The sequence below is a fragment of the Gillisella vitis genome (assembly GCF_021559775.1).
Lineage (GTDB): Bacteria > Pseudomonadota > Alphaproteobacteria > Rhizobiales > Rhizobiaceae > Allorhizobium > Allorhizobium ampelinum.
Genome location: NZ_CP056047.1, coordinates 422,571 through 438,947 on the forward strand (window position 1 = coordinate 422,571; position 16,377 = coordinate 438,947).

Below are 16,377 nucleotides of genomic sequence, written 5' to 3' on the forward strand. Positions count from 1 at the left end.
GGTGATCTCCTCATCAGTCTGTTCTCTTTTCGTGACGACGAATGCCGCGGGCGTCAATGGCCTCGGCGATGGAATCGGCCTCTTTCAAGGCCAGAATAAACAGCGGCCCCAGCATCCGGTGCAGCCGCACGGGGATGCCACGCGCCTGATGCGCGGCCTTCAGCGCCTCATAGCGGTCGGCGATGTCAGGCACGAAGCGCAGGGTCAGCCCCAGTGCCAGGCTGATATCGGCGGCCCGGACCAATCCCAGCCGGTCGAGCGGGGCCAGCAACCGGTCAAGCGTCTCCATGAAGGCGCCAAGCGAGGTCGTGGCGGTAATGGAGGAGGCGAGAAACAGGATGGCGAGCAGCCTCAGCGTCAGCGTTGCCGAGGTGATAAGATCCAGCGCATAGATGTTGAACAGGCCAAGCGCGGCAATGCTGATCAGCATCGGGCGGATGCGCCGCAAGGCCGCCCGCCCGCCAAGCCCCAGGCTGAAATAAAGCGCGCCGGTGGCACAGGCTGCCGTGGCCTGGAGCGGCATGGACAGGCTGAAGGCAAGGCCAAGGCCGAACACCAACAGGACGGCCAGTTTCGCCCCGACCGGCATCCGGTGCAGCCAGCTATTGCCCTCGACATGTAGGCTGTTCAACATGCGGCGATCTCGCGGTAGCGGGCAATGGCGTCGCTGGCCGGACCATCAAAGGCAAGCTTGGCGCGGTGAAACACCAGCACCCGCGAAAACCCGGCGATCAGGTCGAGATCATGGCTGATCACCAGTGCCTGTTCCTCCAGCGCCGCAATGGTGCCAGCCACCAGCGCCCGGTTTTTCAAATCGAGCTGGTTGGTCGGTTCATCGAAAATCACCAGACCGGGCCGAGTGACCAGAACGGCGGCCAGGGCCGCCAATTGCAGCTCGCCGCCGGACAATTCATGCGGGCGGCGGCGCAGCAGATGGGTTATGCCGAGCCGGGCGGCAACGCTGTCCACGGCCTCGTCCAGCGCCTTGCCTTTCAGCCCACGTGCCTTTGGCCCCATGGCAATATCCTCACCGATCAGCGGCAGGATGATCTGATTGGCCGGGTTCTGGAAGATGAAGCCGGTGCGTGCCTGCACGGCCTTGGCGTCCTTGACCGTGTCCAGTCCATCCAGTGTCACATGGCCGCTGCTCGGCTTGACCAGCCCATTGATCAGCCGGGCAAAGGTGGATTTGCCTGATCCATTCAGGCCGATGACCCCGATCCGCTGTTCGCCGAAGGTGATGGTCAGCGGCTCCAGGGCCACATGGCCGTCGAAACTGGCGCTGGCCTGATCGAAATGGATCTGCACGATGTCGTTACCCTGCGTTGACTGCCCTGTTCTATAGCCCGCAGACCGACAAAGGCAAATCCGGGTTTTTCCCATTTACAGCCGCCTTGCGATTTGATCGGATGGGCTATCCGACCCATTCCCGAAGGACCCGCCCGTGACCTCATCCTTTCATCAGCCTGTCGATGCCGCTGAAGTGCCGCGTTTTGCTGGACATGCCACCTTCATGCGGCTGCCTGCCGTTACCTCGGCGGAAGGGCTTGATATCGCGCTGATCGGCATTCCCTGGGATGGCGGCACCACCAACCGGGCCGGTGCCCGCCATGGGCCGCGCGAGGTGCGCAACCAGTCCAGCCTGATGCGCCGGGTGCATCATGTCTCGAAAATCGAGCCATTCAGCCTGGCCAATATTGCCGATGTGGGGGATGTGACCGTCAACCCCATAGACCTGATGCTGGCGCTTCAACAAATAGAAAACGGCGTGGCGGCAGTTGTCGCTGCCGGTGCGCTGCCGCTCTGCGCCGGGGGCGACCATCTGACCACGCTGCCGGTGCTGCGGGCGGTGGCGAAATCTCAGCCAGTCGGGCTCATTCATTTCGATGCCCATTCCGATACCAATGACAGCTATTTCGGCGGCCAGCGCTTTACCCACGGCACGCCCTTTCGCCGCGCCATTGAGGAGGGCCTGCTCGATCCGAAACGCATGGTGCAGATCGGCATTCGCAGCTCCAATTACGAAGTTGACGAGCATCAATGGGCCAAGGACCAGGGCATCCGTATTATTTATATGGAGGAATTCGTCGCCCGCAGCGTGGCAGACGTGATGGCGGAAGCCCGCGCCATTGCCGGTGATGGCCCGACTTATGTCAGCTTCGATATCGACTGCATTGACCCATCGATGGCGCCTGGAACCGGCACACCGGAAATCGGCGGCTTCCTGACCCGCGAAGTGCAGGCCATGGTGCGGCTGCTGGAGGGCGTCAATATTGTCGGTGCCGATGTGGTGGAAGTCGCGCCCCCCTTCGATGTCGGCGGCATGACGGCGCTGGCCGGTGCCACCATGATGTTTGAACTGCTCTGCGTCATGGCGAAAGCGGTGGCGGATCGGCGTTGAACGCACTTTTCAAGAGAAAACCATCTTGAACAAAAAGAGAACATACCCTATCGTCACCCCATGGCGATAGGGATAGACAACAGCACGGCACGGCGGATTTTTTTGGAGCGGCAGGGGCTTTCCCGACCACCGGGACGGGCGTTGAGCCGTCAGGGCCTGCTGGCGCTGATTACCGATCTCGGCTTTGTGCAGGTGGATAGTATCGGCACGGTGGAGCGGGCGCATCACCAGATCCTGTTTTCCCGCAATCAGACCTACCGGCGCGAAGATCTGACGGCATTGCTGGAGCAGGACCGGCTGCTGTTCGAGCATTGGACCCATGATGCCTCGATCCTGCCTTCCGCTTTTTTCCCCTATTGGAAACACCGGTTCCGGCGCGAGGAAAGCCGGATTCTGGAGCGTTGGCGCAGTTGGCGCGAGCCGGGCTTCGAGGATGCTTTCGAGGAAACCCACCGGCGGATTACCGAGGGCGGCCCGGCTTTGTCGCGGGACATGAAGGAAGGTGACCATAAATCCGGCGGCTGGTGGAACTGGCATCCGTCGAAAACCGCGTTGGAATTTCTCTGGCGTACCGGCAAGCTGTCGATTTCCGGCCGGGAGAACTTCCAGAAGATCTATGATCTGACGGAGCGCTGCATTCTTCCGGACCATTTGCAGGCCGAGGTGACGCATGACGCTTTCATCGATTGGGCCTGCAGCGAAGCGCTGATCCGGCTCGGCTTTGCCACGTCAGGTGAAATCGCTGCCTTCTGGAATCTGGTCAGCCCGCAGGAGGCAAAACTCTGGCTGGAGACCCATCGCGCTGAGCTAGAAGAGATCGAGATCGCGCCCGCCGATGGCGGAAAGCCGCGCCCTTCCTTCGCGCTGGCGGATCGGCTGGAAACACTGACCACTCCACCAGAGCCACCCGCCCGCATCCGCGTCCTCAGTCCTTTCGATCCGCTGATCCGCGATCGCGCTCGCACCGAGCGCCTGTTCGGCTTCTTCTACCGGATCGAGGTGTTCGTGCCGGAGCCGAAACGGCAATATGGCTATTACGTCTTTCCGCTGCTGGAAAGTGACCGGCTGATTGGCCGGATCGATATGAAGGCCAATCGCAAGGCGGGTACGCTGGATGTGAAACGGCTATGGTTGGAGCCGGGTGTCAGGCCATCGACCGGACGGCTGGAAAAGCTCGATCAGGAACTGGCAAGACTTGCCCGCTTTACCGGGGTGGACGCGGTCGTTTATGGTGATGGTTGGCTCAGTTCTTGATTGGCGTGCCAGCGCGATCCGTGAGGGTTTTGACGAAATTGACCTTGGTCATGACCATGTCTTTGTCGCTGTAATGGACAATTTCGTTGGCGGAGCGAGTGCCGACTACCAGATAGACGCAATCCGCATTGGAGCGGTTTTCCAGGCAATGGCCAAGGGGAACACCAGCCTTGAACGTTGCGGCATCGCCCGGCATCATCTCGGTGACCACGTCGCCCTCAAGCAAGGTGGCAGTCCCCTTGAGCATATAGAGGAATTCGTCTTCTTGCTCATGCCAGTGTTTGTGAGACGAACGGGAGCCGGGTGGCAATGTTTCCAGGAGCGCGCCGAATTGTGTCAGGCCGCCCGCATCGCTTAAGCGCCGTGCACTGTAGGGGCCAAGTTCAGCGTTGATGCCCTCGGCGGTGCCAATATCCAAGGCGGCGTTTTCAGCTTTGATAACAGGCATGGTTTCCTCAACCGTTTATCAGTTGTTCCATACCGAGAGATAACGCAAAAAAGGGTGTGCCGCCACACACCCTTCTTTCGCGCAGCCCATGCAGATGCGTGGCTACTCCTCGTCCGTATCCATATATTCCAGATAATGCGCTTCGACCTGCTGGATCGGAGATGCTGCTTTTGCCTCGTCGATGGCCGCCGAGGCGCCGGTTTTCACACCAGCTGTTTTCTTGGTCGAATCCAGGCTCCAGAGCGCGTTGGCCAGGGAGGCAGACAATAGCGTGCTGGTGGAATTTCCACCGGCAGAGCGCGAGCGGGGCGTGGTCGCAGACTCTACGGCAACATCTTCGACGCTGGACGCGCCATGAATGTAGCGGCTCTGATACTGTGAATTGCCAAGGCTGCTGTCGATCCTCATCGCAGGCCCTTTCTGTTCGCTTCGTTAACCCTTTATTAACGAACGAAGCTTGCGCGAGGCTTGCGTCAGATCCGGTTTTTCCGAGAAATTGTGGAGCCGGTAGGCATTTGCACTAGATCTAGTTTTATCAACATTTTCTACTGAAGAAAATACGAATTTCCCGCCAATTTTGTTAGAATTTGTAAAGATCAACTCAAATCATACAAATATTCGGCGCTCGAGACCTGCAAGACTTGAACTATACTACGGTGGGAAGCTTCGCCGACAGTGCCTTCAGGCAAAGCTCGAAAGCCGTCAGGTCGCTATAGAGCTGATCGGCTTGCGCCTGATGGGTAAAAATCGGCCCGCCCCGGCGTTCGATCCCGCCATGCAGCATAAGATTTTCGATCATATCGAAATCCTCCAATGACAGACCATCCGGCCCGCGCTTGCGCTGACCAGGACCGAGCGTGACCTTGCCCTGATAGAATCCGGCGGTGCGGGCATAGTGATTGTCGGTGATGTTGGTATAGGCAGCGACGAGCTTGCCCTGCGCGCACATATAGCCCAGCTCGAAAGCCGTGCCGGGATCGGCGGCAATGCCACGAAATGGGGTGAGATTGGCGATCACCCCATCGGCCCGGTTCATCATATCCTCATCGACGGCACTGATTTTCAACCCGAACTCATGCAAGGTCGGGGCCGGCTCAATGGAAATATCTCCGGGGCAGATCGGCTCGAACCCATAGGCCCGTGTCATCGCCGCCTTGGCATCGAGCACCTCGCGGGCATCAGCGAGAAACACTTCGGGACCGGCGAGATAAAGCTTCAGTGACATGGATTGGGTTCCCGAAAAACTCATTTCTCCGCGCAACCTTGCCCTGCGAGACCTTATGAGGCGCGTATAATCATGGGTATGGCCAGGCTTCAGGCGATCTCGGTTTCCGAAATCTTGATGCCGAAGCCCTCCAGGCCGACGTAATGGCGTTCACGCGAGGCCATCAGCCGGATCGAGGTGACGCCGAGATCTTTCAGGATCTGGGCGCCGAGGCCGATTTCCAGCCATTCGCTTTCGCGCGTCTGGGCTTCCTGATGGGCCTCGCGGTCATGCATGCCTCCCCTGGCCGTCGTGGAGGCGCCAACCCCGACGGAGCCTTCGCGCAGATAAACGATAATGCCGCGGCCTTTTTCTGCGATCCGTTTCAGCATGCTATCGATCTGGCGGGCGCCGCCGAACACATCGGCACCGACATTTTCAAGGTGCAGACGCACTGGAATATCGACGCCGTCGCGGATGTCACCGAACACCACCGCCAGATGCTGCATCGGGTCCCAGGGCAGGGAATAGGCATGGGCCTTCGCCGGGCCATAAGCCGTCTGGATGTCAAAGGTCGACATCAGCTGGATCAGGGTTTCCTTGCGCTGGCGATAGGCAATCAGGTCGGCGACCGAGATCTGTTTCAGCTTGTGCTTTTCGGCAAAGGCTGAGACCTGCGGGCCACGCATCACCGTGCCGTCGTCATTGACCATTTCCGAGATCACGCCGATCGGCGGCAGGTTGGCCAGCCGGCAGAGATCGACAGCCGCTTCCGTATGGCCAGACCGCATCAAAACGCCACCTTCGCGCGCCACCAGCGGGAAAATATGGCCGGGGCGGACGAAATCGGCGGGACCGACATTGGGATTGGCGAGATTGCGCACCGTCAGCGTCCGGTCATCAGAGGATATGCCGGTCGTGGTTCCATGCTTGAAATCGACGCTGACCGTAAAGGCTGTCGTATGGGCGCTGTCGTTTTCGGCGACCATGGCCGACAGGTTCAGCCGCTTGGCTTCCTCCTTCGGCATTGGGGTGCAGACGATGCCTGACGTATGGCGGATGATGAAGGCCATCTTCTCCGACGTGCAATGCACGGCGGCAACGATCAGGTCACCTTCGTTCTCGCGGTCGTCGTCATCGGTGACAATGACGATTTCGCCAGCCTCAAAAGCCCTGATAGCGTCAACGACACGGGTCTGCTCATAGGTCATGATCGATTTCCTTACTTCAAACGACCGGTCTGGCCACGGTCGCGCAGATAATGATCCGCCAGCGCACACGCCACCATCGCCTCGCCAACCGGCACGGCCCGGATGCCGACGCAGGGGTCGTGGCGGCCCTTGGTGCGAATATCGACATTGCGGCCTTGCGAATCGATGGACTGGCGCTCGGTGAGGATCGACGAGGTGGGCTTGATGGCAAACCGCGCCACAATGGGCTCGCCAGTGGAAATCCCGCCGAGAATGCCGCCCGCATGGTTGGACAGGAAAATCGGCTGCCCGTCATTGCCCATCCGCATCTGATCGGCGTTTTCCTCGCCGGTGATTTCGGCGGCACCAAAGCCATTGCCGATTTCAACACCCTTGACGGCATTGATCGACATCAGCAGCGCGGTAATATCCTGGTCCAGCTTGGCATAGATCGGTGCGCCCAGCCCGGCTGGTACGCCTTCGGCCACCACCTCCACCACGGCACCAACCGAGGAGCCCTGCTTGCGGATCTGGTCGAGATAGTCTTCCCAGACGGGGACGATCTTCGGGTCCGGCGCAAAGAACGGATTATTGCCGACTTCGGCCCAATCCCAATTGGCGCGATCGATCTTGTGGGTGCCGATCTGTACCAGCGCGCCGCGAATGGTGACGCCGGGCAGAACCAGACGGGCAATGCCACCCGCCGCCACCCGCGCTGCCGTTTCACGCGCTGAGGAGCGTCCACCACCGCGATAATCACGAATGCCATATTTCAGATCGTAGGTATAATCGGCATGGCCGGGGCGATATTGCTGAGCGATTTCGCCGTAATCCTTGGATCGCTGGTCAGTATTGTCGATCATCAGCGAAATCGGCGTGCCGGTGGTGATCATCGAGCCATCGTCCTGCGGCATGACGCCGGAGAGCACTTTGACCAGATCGTCCTCGCGCCGCTGGGTGACGAACCGCGACTGGCCGGGCTTGCGCTTGTCGAGCCAGACTTGCAGGTCTTCGAGTGTGAATTTCAGGCCGGGGGGACAACCGTCCACCACTGCGCCAAGGGCTGGACCATGGCTTTCGCCCCAGGTGGTGACACGGAAAAGGTGACCGAAACTATTATGCGACATATGCTGAAACCGGGTCCGCTTTGCCAGGGGATAAGCCCTGCCTTTTACAAGGCCCCACTCTTAGTAGAAAAGCCGCGAGCGTGAAAAGCCTTTCTTTGCGGCAATGGCGCAAAAACCGGAAAAGCTTTGCGTGAGTTGGGGCTTATGACGCCATCTGGCGGTCTGTCTGCAAGGCGAAACGGCCGAACTCCTCGAAGGGCAGCGGTTTTGCAAAAGCGTAGCCTTGCAAGAGGTCGCAGCCCAATTCGCGCAGGATCTGGGCATGGGCGGTGCTTTCGACGCCCTCGGCCACGGTTGCCACTCCAAGAGAGCGGGCAATGTCGATGATCGAGCGCACCATGGCCCGTTCCCGGCTGGAATTGAGCAGGGGCATGACCAATTGCCGGTCGATCTTCAGTCGCTTGGGTTGCAGTTTCAAAAGGCTGATGATTGACGTGTGGCCCGTGCCGAAGTCGTCGATCTCGATGTCGATGCCCAGCGCCTTGATCCGCTCGATATTGGTGGTGGCAATATCCTCGCTTTCATCGAGAAAGATCGATTCGACCAGTTCGAAGGAAATTTCACCGGGTGAAATGCTGAGGCTTTCCAGCGTCTCGATCAGCCCGGCATCATGCAGGCGGCGGGACGAGACATTGACGGAAATCTTGGGCAGTTTCACCCCCATGGCGGCCCAGCGCATCTTGTCCTTCAGCGCCAGTTCCAGCACGATCTGGTCGATCCGCGCCATGACGTTCAGGTCTTCCGCCACTTTCAGGAAGCTGTTGCTGGGCAGGATGCCGCGGGTTGGATGCTGCCAGCGGACCAGCGCCTCAGCGCCGACCAGTTCCATGCTGTTGGCGCAGAATTGCGGCTGGTACCAGGCGGTGATCTCGTCATTTTCAAGGGCATGCAGCAATTCGTCGGCAATGCGCTTCGAACTGACAATATTGGCCTGGAGATTGTCCGTGAAGAATTGGAAACAGTTGCGGCCCTGCCGCTTGGCTTCATAAAGCGCCAGATCGGCATTGATCAGGATCTTGCGGGCATCGGTTCGCAGTCCCTTGGCCTCGGCAATGCCGATGGAAACGCCGCAGCGACAGATGAAGCCCTCGAAATCCACGGGTATGTTGATGTCCTGGATGATGCGCTCGGCAAGCTCGGCGGCGGCCTTGGCATCGATTGGTCCATGCAGCAGAACCACGAATTCGTCTCCGCCAATCCGCGCCACCAGATCGCCGTTGTTCATGTGGCGCGATAGAACCCGTGCCGCATTGACCAGCATGGCATCGCCTGCGGCGTGGCCCAGCGTGTCGTTGATTTCCTTGAACCGATCCAGATCGAGATGCAGAATGGTGAAGCGGCTTCTGTTTGCCTGGGACTGCCGCGTCAGGCTATCCAGGGCGATATCCAGCTTGCGTCGATTGGCAAGGCCGGTCAGGGGGTCATGCAAGGCATTGAATTCGATCCGGTTCTTGGTCAGTTCAAGCTCGATATTGCGCGCTTCCGCTTCGGCCTTCGCCGTGCGCAATTCTTCGGTCAGCAGCACGTCGGCCGTCACATCGAAGCTGATGCCGATCAGCTTTTTGCGTCCGTTACGGTCGACATGTACCTGACCAACGGAGCGCACCCAGCGTGTGCCGCCCTGGTCCAACAATACCCGCTGGCTGGTGTTGAGGCGCGTATGCTGCTTTACCGCGTTGCGTGCGGCCTCCATCAACATTTCGTGGTCGTCTTTATGGATCTTGCTCAGCCACAATGCGTCGGTGATATGACTGCTGGTGGCCGGAATATTATAGAGATAGCACATGCGTTCGTCCCAGACGGTGTGGCCTGTGGAAAAATCATGTTCCCAGACGCCGCAGCCATAGGAATCCAGCGCGAGTTCAAACCGATAGGACAGGCTTTCCAACTGCTGCTCTCGGATGGACAACTCGTCCAGGGCCAGTTCCAGTTCCGCATTCTTGATGTCTGAGCTCTCCTTGGCAGCTCGGAGGTCATTTTGCATGGCGACATCGGCAGTAATGTCCCAGACGAGCCCCGTCACACGGTTATGCCCGGAGGCATCCGCATGGCTGCCGACGGAGCGCAAGGTGCGGATCACGCCGCTCTCCAGCACGACACGGTAATCCTGGCTGTTTTCGCCTTGCTGGCAGGCCATAACATGGGCTTGCGCCTTGGCGCGGTCTTCCGGATGCACGGTTTCCAACCAGCGGGTCATGTCCTGATCGAGATCGCCGCCGCTGCCTGATCCATGCAATTGTGCGGCACGGCTGTCTTGATGGAGGGTCGGATTGTCGGTTGCAAGTTCCCACATGCCGATATTGGAACTGTCCATTGCCAGTTCGAAGCGCCGGGTCAAGGCCCGGTACTTGTCTTCCATCTGCTGGAGCGCACGCCGGCGTTTGGCGCGGGAGATGAAAAGCATTGCTATGCCGCAAAGCGGTGCTGCAAAAGCCAGATCCACGGCAACCAGCGTCATGACGAAATTACTGTGATCCTGCGGTTTCTGCTGCCAGCCTGCCCGGGGGCGGCCATACACTTGTAGCGTCCCGCCTTGAAGCGCCATGGTCAGTATTTCCGGGTTTTCCCCGGTCATGTTCTGCTTGGCCAAATCCGGCCTGGCTAAATCCTCAGCCGCGAGCGACGGGCTACCAAAAACAGTGCGCGTACCGGATGCGGTCTGCACCATGACGGCAATCTCGATAGCCGGTCCGTTGCCGACCGGAGCGGTGGCGCCATCGGCGATAGCGGACTGGATGAATTTGGCGGTATCCAGAATGGCACGGACATGGATAGGGGAGGGCGTCACATCGGCGGCGGTGAGATCCAGTTGCAATTGCCCGTCATCCAGCAATAGCATATCCGTGTCCGAATCCGAACCGATCGTCATGCTGGTCTTGGGGGAGAGCCCTTGCTGCGTCCACACCTGTTCTATGACAGTGCCTCGGGCCAGCGCCAAAGCTCGAAATTCCGGACGTTCCCTTAGAATACCGCGAACAAGCCCCTCCGTTTGCGGCGAGGCCAATGCGCCTTCAAGCGGTGACAATGCGTGGACAAGATGCCGAAGCGCGAAGAAATTCTCCTCGGTTCTTTGGGTCATCATCCCGCTGACCCGCTGCAGGTCCGCTTGGACTTGCCTGCGCAATTGGCCGCGGTAGTCGGTGACATTGAGATAACCGATATAGGCGAGCAGGCTTGTCAGCAGGACAAACGCCAGGGCCAGTAACGCCATCGCCACATTGCTGGAACGGCGTGTTTGGAGATCGGCGGGATTTACGAATTCTGTCATTATCCTGCCATACACATTATACCGAGGCATCGAAGATGCTCACACATCTTCGGCTGATAAGAATTTCTGATATCTCACATACATCAGAGACGTTGTACTCGGCCATTTATTCTGCCTGAAACATCTGATGCTATGCTTTGATCTTAGGTAATATGATATTGTAAAGGTTGTTAATTTAGCATTTATATTAGTTGAAATCAGTGGGATTTAAAAGGTATCGTCAATAAAACGTGAGGGAGGGGATGGTGCTGTTCATGACTGAAACATTGGTGCAGGACAGTCTGCTGTGTTCAGTGGTGTGAATGCTTGCATCCGCCTTTCTGGATGGCTTTTGATCTGTTGTTTGCCGTTTGTCTTTTCGGAAAAATTATGCAGTAGAATTTTCCTTAAGAAAAGTGGATTCCAGTTTTCTGTGCGATGCTGTAGAGCTTTGCGGTAAAATAAAAAATCTGGGCGTGAGATGCTATCCTGGAATATCGCACCACGCTTTAATACCAAGTTATCGAAGATGCTCGTGCGTCCTCACTTGACAAGATTTTCGAATATCTCAAATGCGGCAACGACTTGAGATATTCGAAAACGGAATCCGAGCTGCCACCTCAATGACTCTCCTGATGAGTGCAGGGGATAAGTGCCGGCGAGGGGAAAATTCTGCCACATTCGGAGGCTTATTTGCAAGTACGTGACGATTCTAGACCGAAAGCAGGGGCAAAAACCATGCGCTTCCTTATCGCTATGCTGTTGCTGGCCGGCAGCCTGTTTTCGCCAATGGGTGCGCTTGCGCAAAGCGATGACGTGGAATCGACCATCAAGTCGATCAGCACCGAAAAGCTGACCCTGACGCTGGAGGATGGCAAAACCTATTCTGTACCAGCAGAATTCAATTTCGACGGCCTGACGACCGGCGTCAAGGTTGTGGTTTATTACACCATGGTCGATGGCAAGCGCGTTGTGGACGATTTGCAGGTCGTGAACTGACGCCGATCTGTCAAAGCCAATTCAGGCTATTGTTTTCAAGGTCGATCAGGAGAATTTTGTCCTGGGGGATTGGCATGGCGCAGGCCTCGTTGGCATCGACATTCCCAATCAGCCGGAACAGGCTGCGGATAACGCCGCCATGGGTCACGGCCACGGTTGGCTGGCGGACCGAGGCAAGCCAGGCACCGGTGCGCCAGGACAGGATTTCATAACTTTCAGCCCGTTGGCCAGGGGCAATGAAGTCCCATTTTCCCTGGGACCGCTGTTTGACCCGCTCTGGGTACAGCTCTTTCAATTCGCGGGTTGTATGACCTTCCCAGTCGCCAAAACAGATTTCCTTCAGCCGGTCGTCGAGCCGGTAACGCTCGGGGTCGAGCCCCATTTCGGTGCGGACCCGCTGCATGGTCTCGCGGGTGCGGCCAAGAGGGGAGGCGACGAAATCGAAGACATCGACTGTATCGCCCAGCACATGGCGCAGGGTTTCGCCATTGCGCATCGCCTGGCCACGGCCTGTGGCGTTCAGCGGAATATCCGTCTGGCCCTGAAACCGACCTTCGGCGTTCCAGTCCGTCTGTCCGTGGCGAATGACGTAAAGCAGCACGGCAGACGAACCTTTCAAGCCCTGTTCTTGGCCTTGTTCCCGGCCTTGTGTCCGGGTCTTAATCCTTGACGACCGACATATCCGGCGCGTCCACGGCCTTCATGCCGACCGTGTGGTAACCGCAGTCGACGTGATGGACTTCGCCGGTCACACCGCTGGACAGGTCCGACAACAGATAGAGGCCGGATGTGCCGACTTCGTCGGTCGTGACATTGCGCTTCAGCGGCGAATTATATTCGTTCCACTTCAGGATATAGCGGAAATCGCCGATGCCGGAGGCTGCCAAGGTCTTGATCGGACCGGCCGAAATGGCATTGACGCGAATGCCGCGCTTGCCCATGTCGACGGCGAGATAGCGGACGCTGGCTTCCAGCGCTGCCTTGGCCACACCCATCACATTATAATGCGGCATGACTTTTTCCGCACCGTAATAGGTCAGCGTCAGCAATGCGCCGCCATCCTTGAGAATGGCTTCTGCCCGCTTGGCGACAGCGGTAAACGAATAAACAGAAATATCCATGGTGCGGGCGAAGTTTTCGCGGCTGGTATCCAGATAGCGGCCGGTTAACTCGTCCTTGTCGGAAAAGGCGATGGCGTGCACGACGAAGTCGATCTTGCCCCACTTGTCCTCGACATTCTTGAACACGGCATCGACGCTTTCCAGATCGGTCACGTCGCAATCGCCTGCCATGAAGCCCTCAAGCTCCTGGGCCAGCGGCTCGACACGCTTCTTCAACGCATCGCCCTGCCATGTCAGCGCAATCTCCGCGCCGGCATCCCGGCAGGCCTTCGCTATGCCCCATGCGATGGAACGATTATTGGCAACACCCATGATGATGCCACGTTTGCCTGCCATGAGGCCCGAAATTTGAGCCATTCGTTGCTCCCTAAGACTTCTATCGAACCTGCCTATCGCATAGGCCGATCCTTGGTTCAAGCTGTGCTACACCTGTCTTCATGGGAGAGAGGCAACAAATACTGTAAGGAGCCGTAACAAAGGGTGTGGCTATCACTGTGTGATTACAGCGAAATTCGGTTTACCCCGTCATTTTTCCGGGGGGCGGAAACTATAGGAAAAGCCCGTGCTTCATCACTTTCATCAGATCCGTGACTTTTTCGTCCGGTTTTTCCCAGAGCACGACCCTGATTTCCACCACCAGTGCGCCCCGTTCGTCCGGGCCGCTGGGCAGGCCTTCGCCTTCGATGCGAATGCTCTGGTCCGAGCCGGTCCAGGCCGGTACGGTAATGTCGAGCGGTCCTTGCGGCCCTTCGATCACCGTGTCGCATCCCAGCACGGCATCCTCAAGCTTGATCGGCACCACGCAGTGAATGTCATAGCCATCGACGCTGAAGGCAGGGCTTTTCAACACCCTCAGCGTGACCAGCACATCGCCTGTTAACATGCTCGGCACTTTCAGTCCCTTGCCGGACAGCCGAGCAATGCTGCCATCGGTATACCCTGCTTCCAGCGGCAGCCTCACCTCGCGTCCATCGCTGAGCTGGACGGAAATGGTGTTGTGTTGCAACAGGTCGTCAATGGCGATGGTAGCCTCGACCATGATGTCGGGGGCCTTTTCGAGAACCGGCGGCGCCGGTTTGCGGATGCGTCGCACCAGCGACGAAATCAGGCCAAGAACCGGAAGTGCAAAGCCGCGTGACCGGTTACCGTCTTCGCTCGCCTCGTCTTCACCTCGCCGCTGATCGGTCTGGCGCTGCTCGGTCTGGGTGGTGCCAAAAATCTTCGAGACGGCATCGTCTGCCGCATCCGGGCTGGCGGGGCGGCTGGAGGCCGCCGTTTCGGCGGTGTCGGGAGCCGCTTTCGCGGTTTCCGGTTTTGCTGCGGCCTGGGGCTGGGCTTGAGCCTGCGTTTGAGCCTGGGCTTTGGCCGAGGCGTTGGCGCTTGCTGTTGCGTCGGCCGACGCATTGGCGGCCTGGGCTTCGGCGGATTGCGCGCGGGCGCGGGCGGCCTCGACCTTGACATTCAGCATTTCGGCGGCTTTTTCAGCCTTGGCCTTTTCCGCCTCGATGCGCGCCAGATCGGCCATGACGCGCTCCGCATTGGCCTTGGCCTGACGGGCGCGCTCGGCGGCCGCACGGGCTTCCTCGCGTTGTTGCATGATCGTCTGTTCGCGTTTCATGGCGTCCATTTTCGAGCGTTGCTGGTCGTAGCGGCTTCGTTTTGCGGGGTCCTTGAGCACATCATAGGCCTGCCCGATCTCCGCAAACCGTTGGGTTGCTGTTGGGTCCTCCCGGTTCTGATCGGGATGAGAGGTCTTGGCTTTCGAGCGCCAGGCAGCCTTGATCTCGTCAGTACCAGCATCGCGCTGCACGCCGAGAATGGAGTAGGGATCACGCATTTTACCACCAACCAAATACAAGAGCGGTTCAATTGAGATCTGTCCGGGTCACGACATCGCACCCGTAAGGGGAAATATGATGTACCGTAACACTTTCAATCTGTTGCGGAAATTTCAGAACAAAAGATTTTTGCCCAGCAATTTCGCAGAAAGGTGAATCATTCACGCTCATACGTGGCAAGCATTGTCTTTATCTGTCTCGCCACGGGACATGATTATATTAGGAAGCAGATGCTAACCAGTGGTTACGCTTGGGGAATAATTCCTTGAATCCGGCTTTGATGCCAATGGAATTTACGCAATGGGTGCTGCCGTCAGCGGCTATGACCCTTAGCAAGTCATGGAAAGGCGGTGCAATCGGCGTTTTTACAGCACGGAATTGCTGATCTCAGGACTGCTTGTCGAAATTCACCAATTGCCACTGGCCATCGCCGGCCAGGCAGGTGCGGCCATAGAATTTGGCAATGCCGTCATAGGCATGGCGGCTGGTGACGAACACCCGGCAGATCACGCCATTGCTGCGATCCTCGGAAATCGAGTTGATCACACCGGCGCTTCCCGTTGTGGTATTGGCCCAGGGAACCGGGCTCGGACCCAGTTTTTCAAGATCGGCGGAAGAAACCGCATTGCGAACCGTATCCTGGTCGGACCGCTTTTCCGGTTCGTTTGGAATGGTGCCGGTCGAAATCGACCGATCAACCTTAGGCGCATCGCCTCCGAAGTCCATGACACCACCGACACAGCCGCCCAACATGAGGCAAAGCGCCGCCATGGCCATAAAACGACCGCTGGTCGCCCAGCGTCCCTTTCTGCATCGATCCGGCTTTGCTATGTCTCTCAAGACCTGTCCTGTCCTTCATGCGTCGTTGGCGGCGCGGGCATATGCGGAGCATTTAACATAATATGTCGCAAAATGAGTTAACAACCGGTGACTTTACCGAGGAGCATGAACCTTTTGGCTTGTTCGAAACGTGGCTCACGGAGGCAAAGGCCTCCGAGATCAACGATCCCAACGCTGTCGCATTGGCGACAGTCGATGAAAGCGGCTTGCCAAATGTGCGCATGGTGCTGCTGAAAGATTTCGATCAAAACGGATTCGTCTTCTATACCAACTTCAAGAGCCAGAAGGGTACGGAGATTCTTTCCCAAAAGAAAGCCGCGATGTGCTTTCACTGGAAATCCCTGCGACGTCAGGTGCGGTTGCGCGGCGAAGTGGAGGTCGTGTCCGACGCCGAGGCCGATGCCTATTACCAGACAAGACCGATCGGCAGCCGGATCGGCGCCTGGGCCTCGAAACAGTCGCGGCCGCTGGAAAGCCGGTTTGCGTTGGAAAAAGCGGTTGCCGAATATACGGCGCGTTACGCCCTGGGGTCTATTCCCCGTCCAGCCCATTGGTCGGGTTTCCGGATCAAGCCATTGACCATCGAATTCTGGCGTGACGGTAAATTCCGGCTGCATGACCGGATCGAGTTTCGCCGCGAGGCGTTGGGGCAGCCCTGGAGCAAGGTGCGTATGTATCCTTGATCTCGCAAGGGCTGTGTTTCTCCTG

At 58.2% G+C, this 16,377-nt stretch carries 16 protein-coding genes; 4 read left to right on the top strand and 12 right to left on the bottom strand.

From position 1 onward, the window contains the following. Positions 1–13: 13 nt before the first annotated feature. Positions 14–634 carry an energy-coupling factor transporter transmembrane component T family protein gene (locus AVCG78_RS01895; protein ID WP_081355430.1) on the bottom strand — a complete coding sequence of 207 codons (621 nt, stop codon included), beginning with the start codon at positions 632–634 and terminating at the stop codon, positions 14–16. Beyond that, positions 628–1,308 carry an energy-coupling factor ABC transporter ATP-binding protein gene (locus AVCG78_RS01900; RefSeq protein WP_071202576.1) on the bottom strand — a complete coding sequence of 227 codons (681 nt, stop codon included), beginning with the start codon at positions 1,306–1,308 and terminating at the stop codon, positions 628–630. The genes AVCG78_RS01895 and AVCG78_RS01900 overlap by 7 nt, the downstream gene beginning before the upstream one ends. Positions 1,309–1,444: 136 nt before the next feature. On the opposite strand from AVCG78_RS01900, the gene speB reads away from it, so the two are divergent. Further along, complete coding sequence (gene speB / locus AVCG78_RS01905; protein WP_174089638.1) at positions 1,445–2,401, top strand: agmatinase; 957 nt, start codon at positions 1,445–1,447, stop codon at positions 2,399–2,401. Positions 2,402–2,461: 60 nt separating this feature from the next. Further along, entirely contained in the window at positions 2,462–3,655 is a 1,194-nt protein-coding gene (locus AVCG78_RS01910; protein WP_071202579.1) for a winged helix-turn-helix domain-containing protein, read from the top strand. Here the strand turns inward: AVCG78_RS01910 and AVCG78_RS01915 are convergent. From AVCG78_RS01915 to AVCG78_RS01940, 6 genes are all read right to left on the bottom strand, one after another. Continuing rightward, on the bottom strand, positions 3,645–4,103 hold the full coding sequence (locus tag AVCG78_RS01915; RefSeq protein ID WP_071202581.1) for a cupin domain-containing protein: 459 nt from the start codon (positions 4,101–4,103) through the stop codon (positions 3,645–3,647). The two genes, AVCG78_RS01910 and AVCG78_RS01915, sit on opposite strands and share 11 nt — an antisense overlap. 102 nt (positions 4,104–4,205) lie before the next feature. Further along, entirely contained in the window at positions 4,206–4,511 is a 306-nt protein-coding gene (locus AVCG78_RS01920; protein ID WP_015915140.1) for a hypothetical protein, read from the bottom strand. Between the two features lie 238 nt (positions 4,512–4,749). Beyond that, complete coding sequence (locus AVCG78_RS01925; RefSeq protein ID WP_071202583.1) at positions 4,750–5,328, bottom strand: nucleoside 2-deoxyribosyltransferase; 579 nt, start codon at positions 5,326–5,328, stop codon at positions 4,750–4,752. 89 nt (positions 5,329–5,417) lie between these two features. After that, the gene (gene ribB, locus AVCG78_RS01930) at positions 5,418–6,518 is read right to left on the bottom strand and encodes a 3,4-dihydroxy-2-butanone-4-phosphate synthase (protein WP_071202585.1); all 1,101 of its coding nucleotides are present in this window, start codon (positions 6,516–6,518) and stop codon (positions 5,418–5,420) included. 11 nt (positions 6,519–6,529) lie between these two features. After that, positions 6,530–7,624, bottom strand: a complete 1,095-nt coding sequence (gene aroC, locus AVCG78_RS01935; protein WP_071202588.1) for a chorismate synthase — start codon at positions 7,622–7,624, stop codon at positions 6,530–6,532. 142 nt (positions 7,625–7,766) lie between these two features. Beyond that, entirely contained in the window at positions 7,767–10,892 is a 3,126-nt protein-coding gene (locus AVCG78_RS01940; RefSeq protein ID WP_234665093.1) for an EAL domain-containing protein, read from the bottom strand. A 717-nt stretch (positions 10,893–11,609) separates the two neighbouring features. Between AVCG78_RS01940 and AVCG78_RS01945 the strand changes: the two genes are divergently transcribed. Beyond that, positions 11,610–11,870, top strand: coding sequence for a DUF1344 domain-containing protein (locus AVCG78_RS01945; protein WP_060719096.1), 261 nt, complete (start codon positions 11,610–11,612; stop codon positions 11,868–11,870). A gap of 10 nt (positions 11,871–11,880) precedes the next feature. Here the strand turns inward: AVCG78_RS01945 and AVCG78_RS01950 are convergent, their stop codons facing one another. From AVCG78_RS01950 to AVCG78_RS01965, 4 genes are all read right to left on the bottom strand, one after another. Then, positions 11,881–12,471 (bottom strand): histidine phosphatase family protein, encoded by a 591-nt coding sequence (locus tag AVCG78_RS01950; protein WP_071202591.1) that lies wholly within the window; start codon positions 12,469–12,471, stop codon positions 11,881–11,883. 58 nt (positions 12,472–12,529) lie between these two features. Then, positions 12,530–13,348, bottom strand: a complete 819-nt coding sequence (fabI, locus tag AVCG78_RS01955; protein WP_041696286.1) for an enoyl-ACP reductase FabI — start codon at positions 13,346–13,348, stop codon at positions 12,530–12,532. Between the two features lie 190 nt (positions 13,349–13,538). Beyond that, entirely contained in the window at positions 13,539–14,828 is a 1,290-nt protein-coding gene (locus AVCG78_RS01960; RefSeq protein WP_071202594.1) for a DnaJ C-terminal domain-containing protein, read from the bottom strand. A 388-nt stretch (positions 14,829–15,216) separates the two neighbouring features. Next, positions 15,217–15,669 (bottom strand): RT0821/Lpp0805 family surface protein, encoded by a 453-nt coding sequence (locus AVCG78_RS01965; protein WP_071202596.1) that lies wholly within the window; start codon positions 15,667–15,669, stop codon positions 15,217–15,219. Positions 15,670–15,731: 62 nt separating this feature from the next. Here AVCG78_RS01965 and pdxH point away from each other — a divergent pair, with 62 nt between their 5' ends. Then, complete coding sequence (gene pdxH / locus AVCG78_RS01970) at positions 15,732–16,352, top strand: pyridoxamine 5'-phosphate oxidase (protein ID WP_071202598.1); 621 nt, start codon at positions 15,732–15,734, stop codon at positions 16,350–16,352. Positions 16,353–16,377: the final 25 nt, after the last annotated feature.

Coding starts and splice junctions, on each gene's coding strand:
- AVCG78_RS01895 (WP_081355430.1), bottom strand. CDS start 634: ATGTTGAACAGCCTACATGTCGAGGGCAATAGCTGGCTGCACCGGATG.
- AVCG78_RS01910 (WP_071202579.1), top strand. CDS start 2,462: ATGGCGATAGGGATAGACAACAGCACGGCACGGCGGATTTTTTTGGAG.
- AVCG78_RS01915 (WP_071202581.1), bottom strand. CDS start 4,103: ATGCCTGTTATCAAAGCTGAAAACGCCGCCTTGGATATTGGCACCGCC.
- AVCG78_RS01920 (WP_015915140.1), bottom strand. CDS start 4,511: ATGAGGATCGACAGCAGCCTTGGCAATTCACAGTATCAGAGCCGCTAC.
- AVCG78_RS01925 (WP_071202583.1), bottom strand. CDS start 5,328: ATGTCACTGAAGCTTTATCTCGCCGGTCCCGAAGTGTTTCTCGCTGAT.
- ribB (WP_071202585.1), bottom strand. CDS start 6,518: ATGACCTATGAGCAGACCCGTGTCGTTGACGCTATCAGGGCTTTTGAG.
- aroC (WP_071202588.1), bottom strand. CDS start 7,624: ATGTCGCATAATAGTTTCGGTCACCTTTTCCGTGTCACCACCTGGGGC.
- AVCG78_RS01940 (WP_234665093.1), bottom strand. CDS start 10,892: ATGACAGAATTCGTAAATCCCGCCGATCTCCAAACACGCCGTTCCAGC.
- AVCG78_RS01945 (WP_060719096.1), top strand. CDS start 11,610: ATGCGCTTCCTTATCGCTATGCTGTTGCTGGCCGGCAGCCTGTTTTCG.
- fabI (WP_041696286.1), bottom strand. CDS start 13,348: ATGGCTCAAATTTCGGGCCTCATGGCAGGCAAACGTGGCATCATCATG.
- AVCG78_RS01960 (WP_071202594.1), bottom strand. CDS start 14,828: ATGCGTGATCCCTACTCCATTCTCGGCGTGCAGCGCGATGCTGGTACT.
- pdxH (WP_071202598.1), top strand. CDS start 15,732: ATGTCGCAAAATGAGTTAACAACCGGTGACTTTACCGAGGAGCATGAA.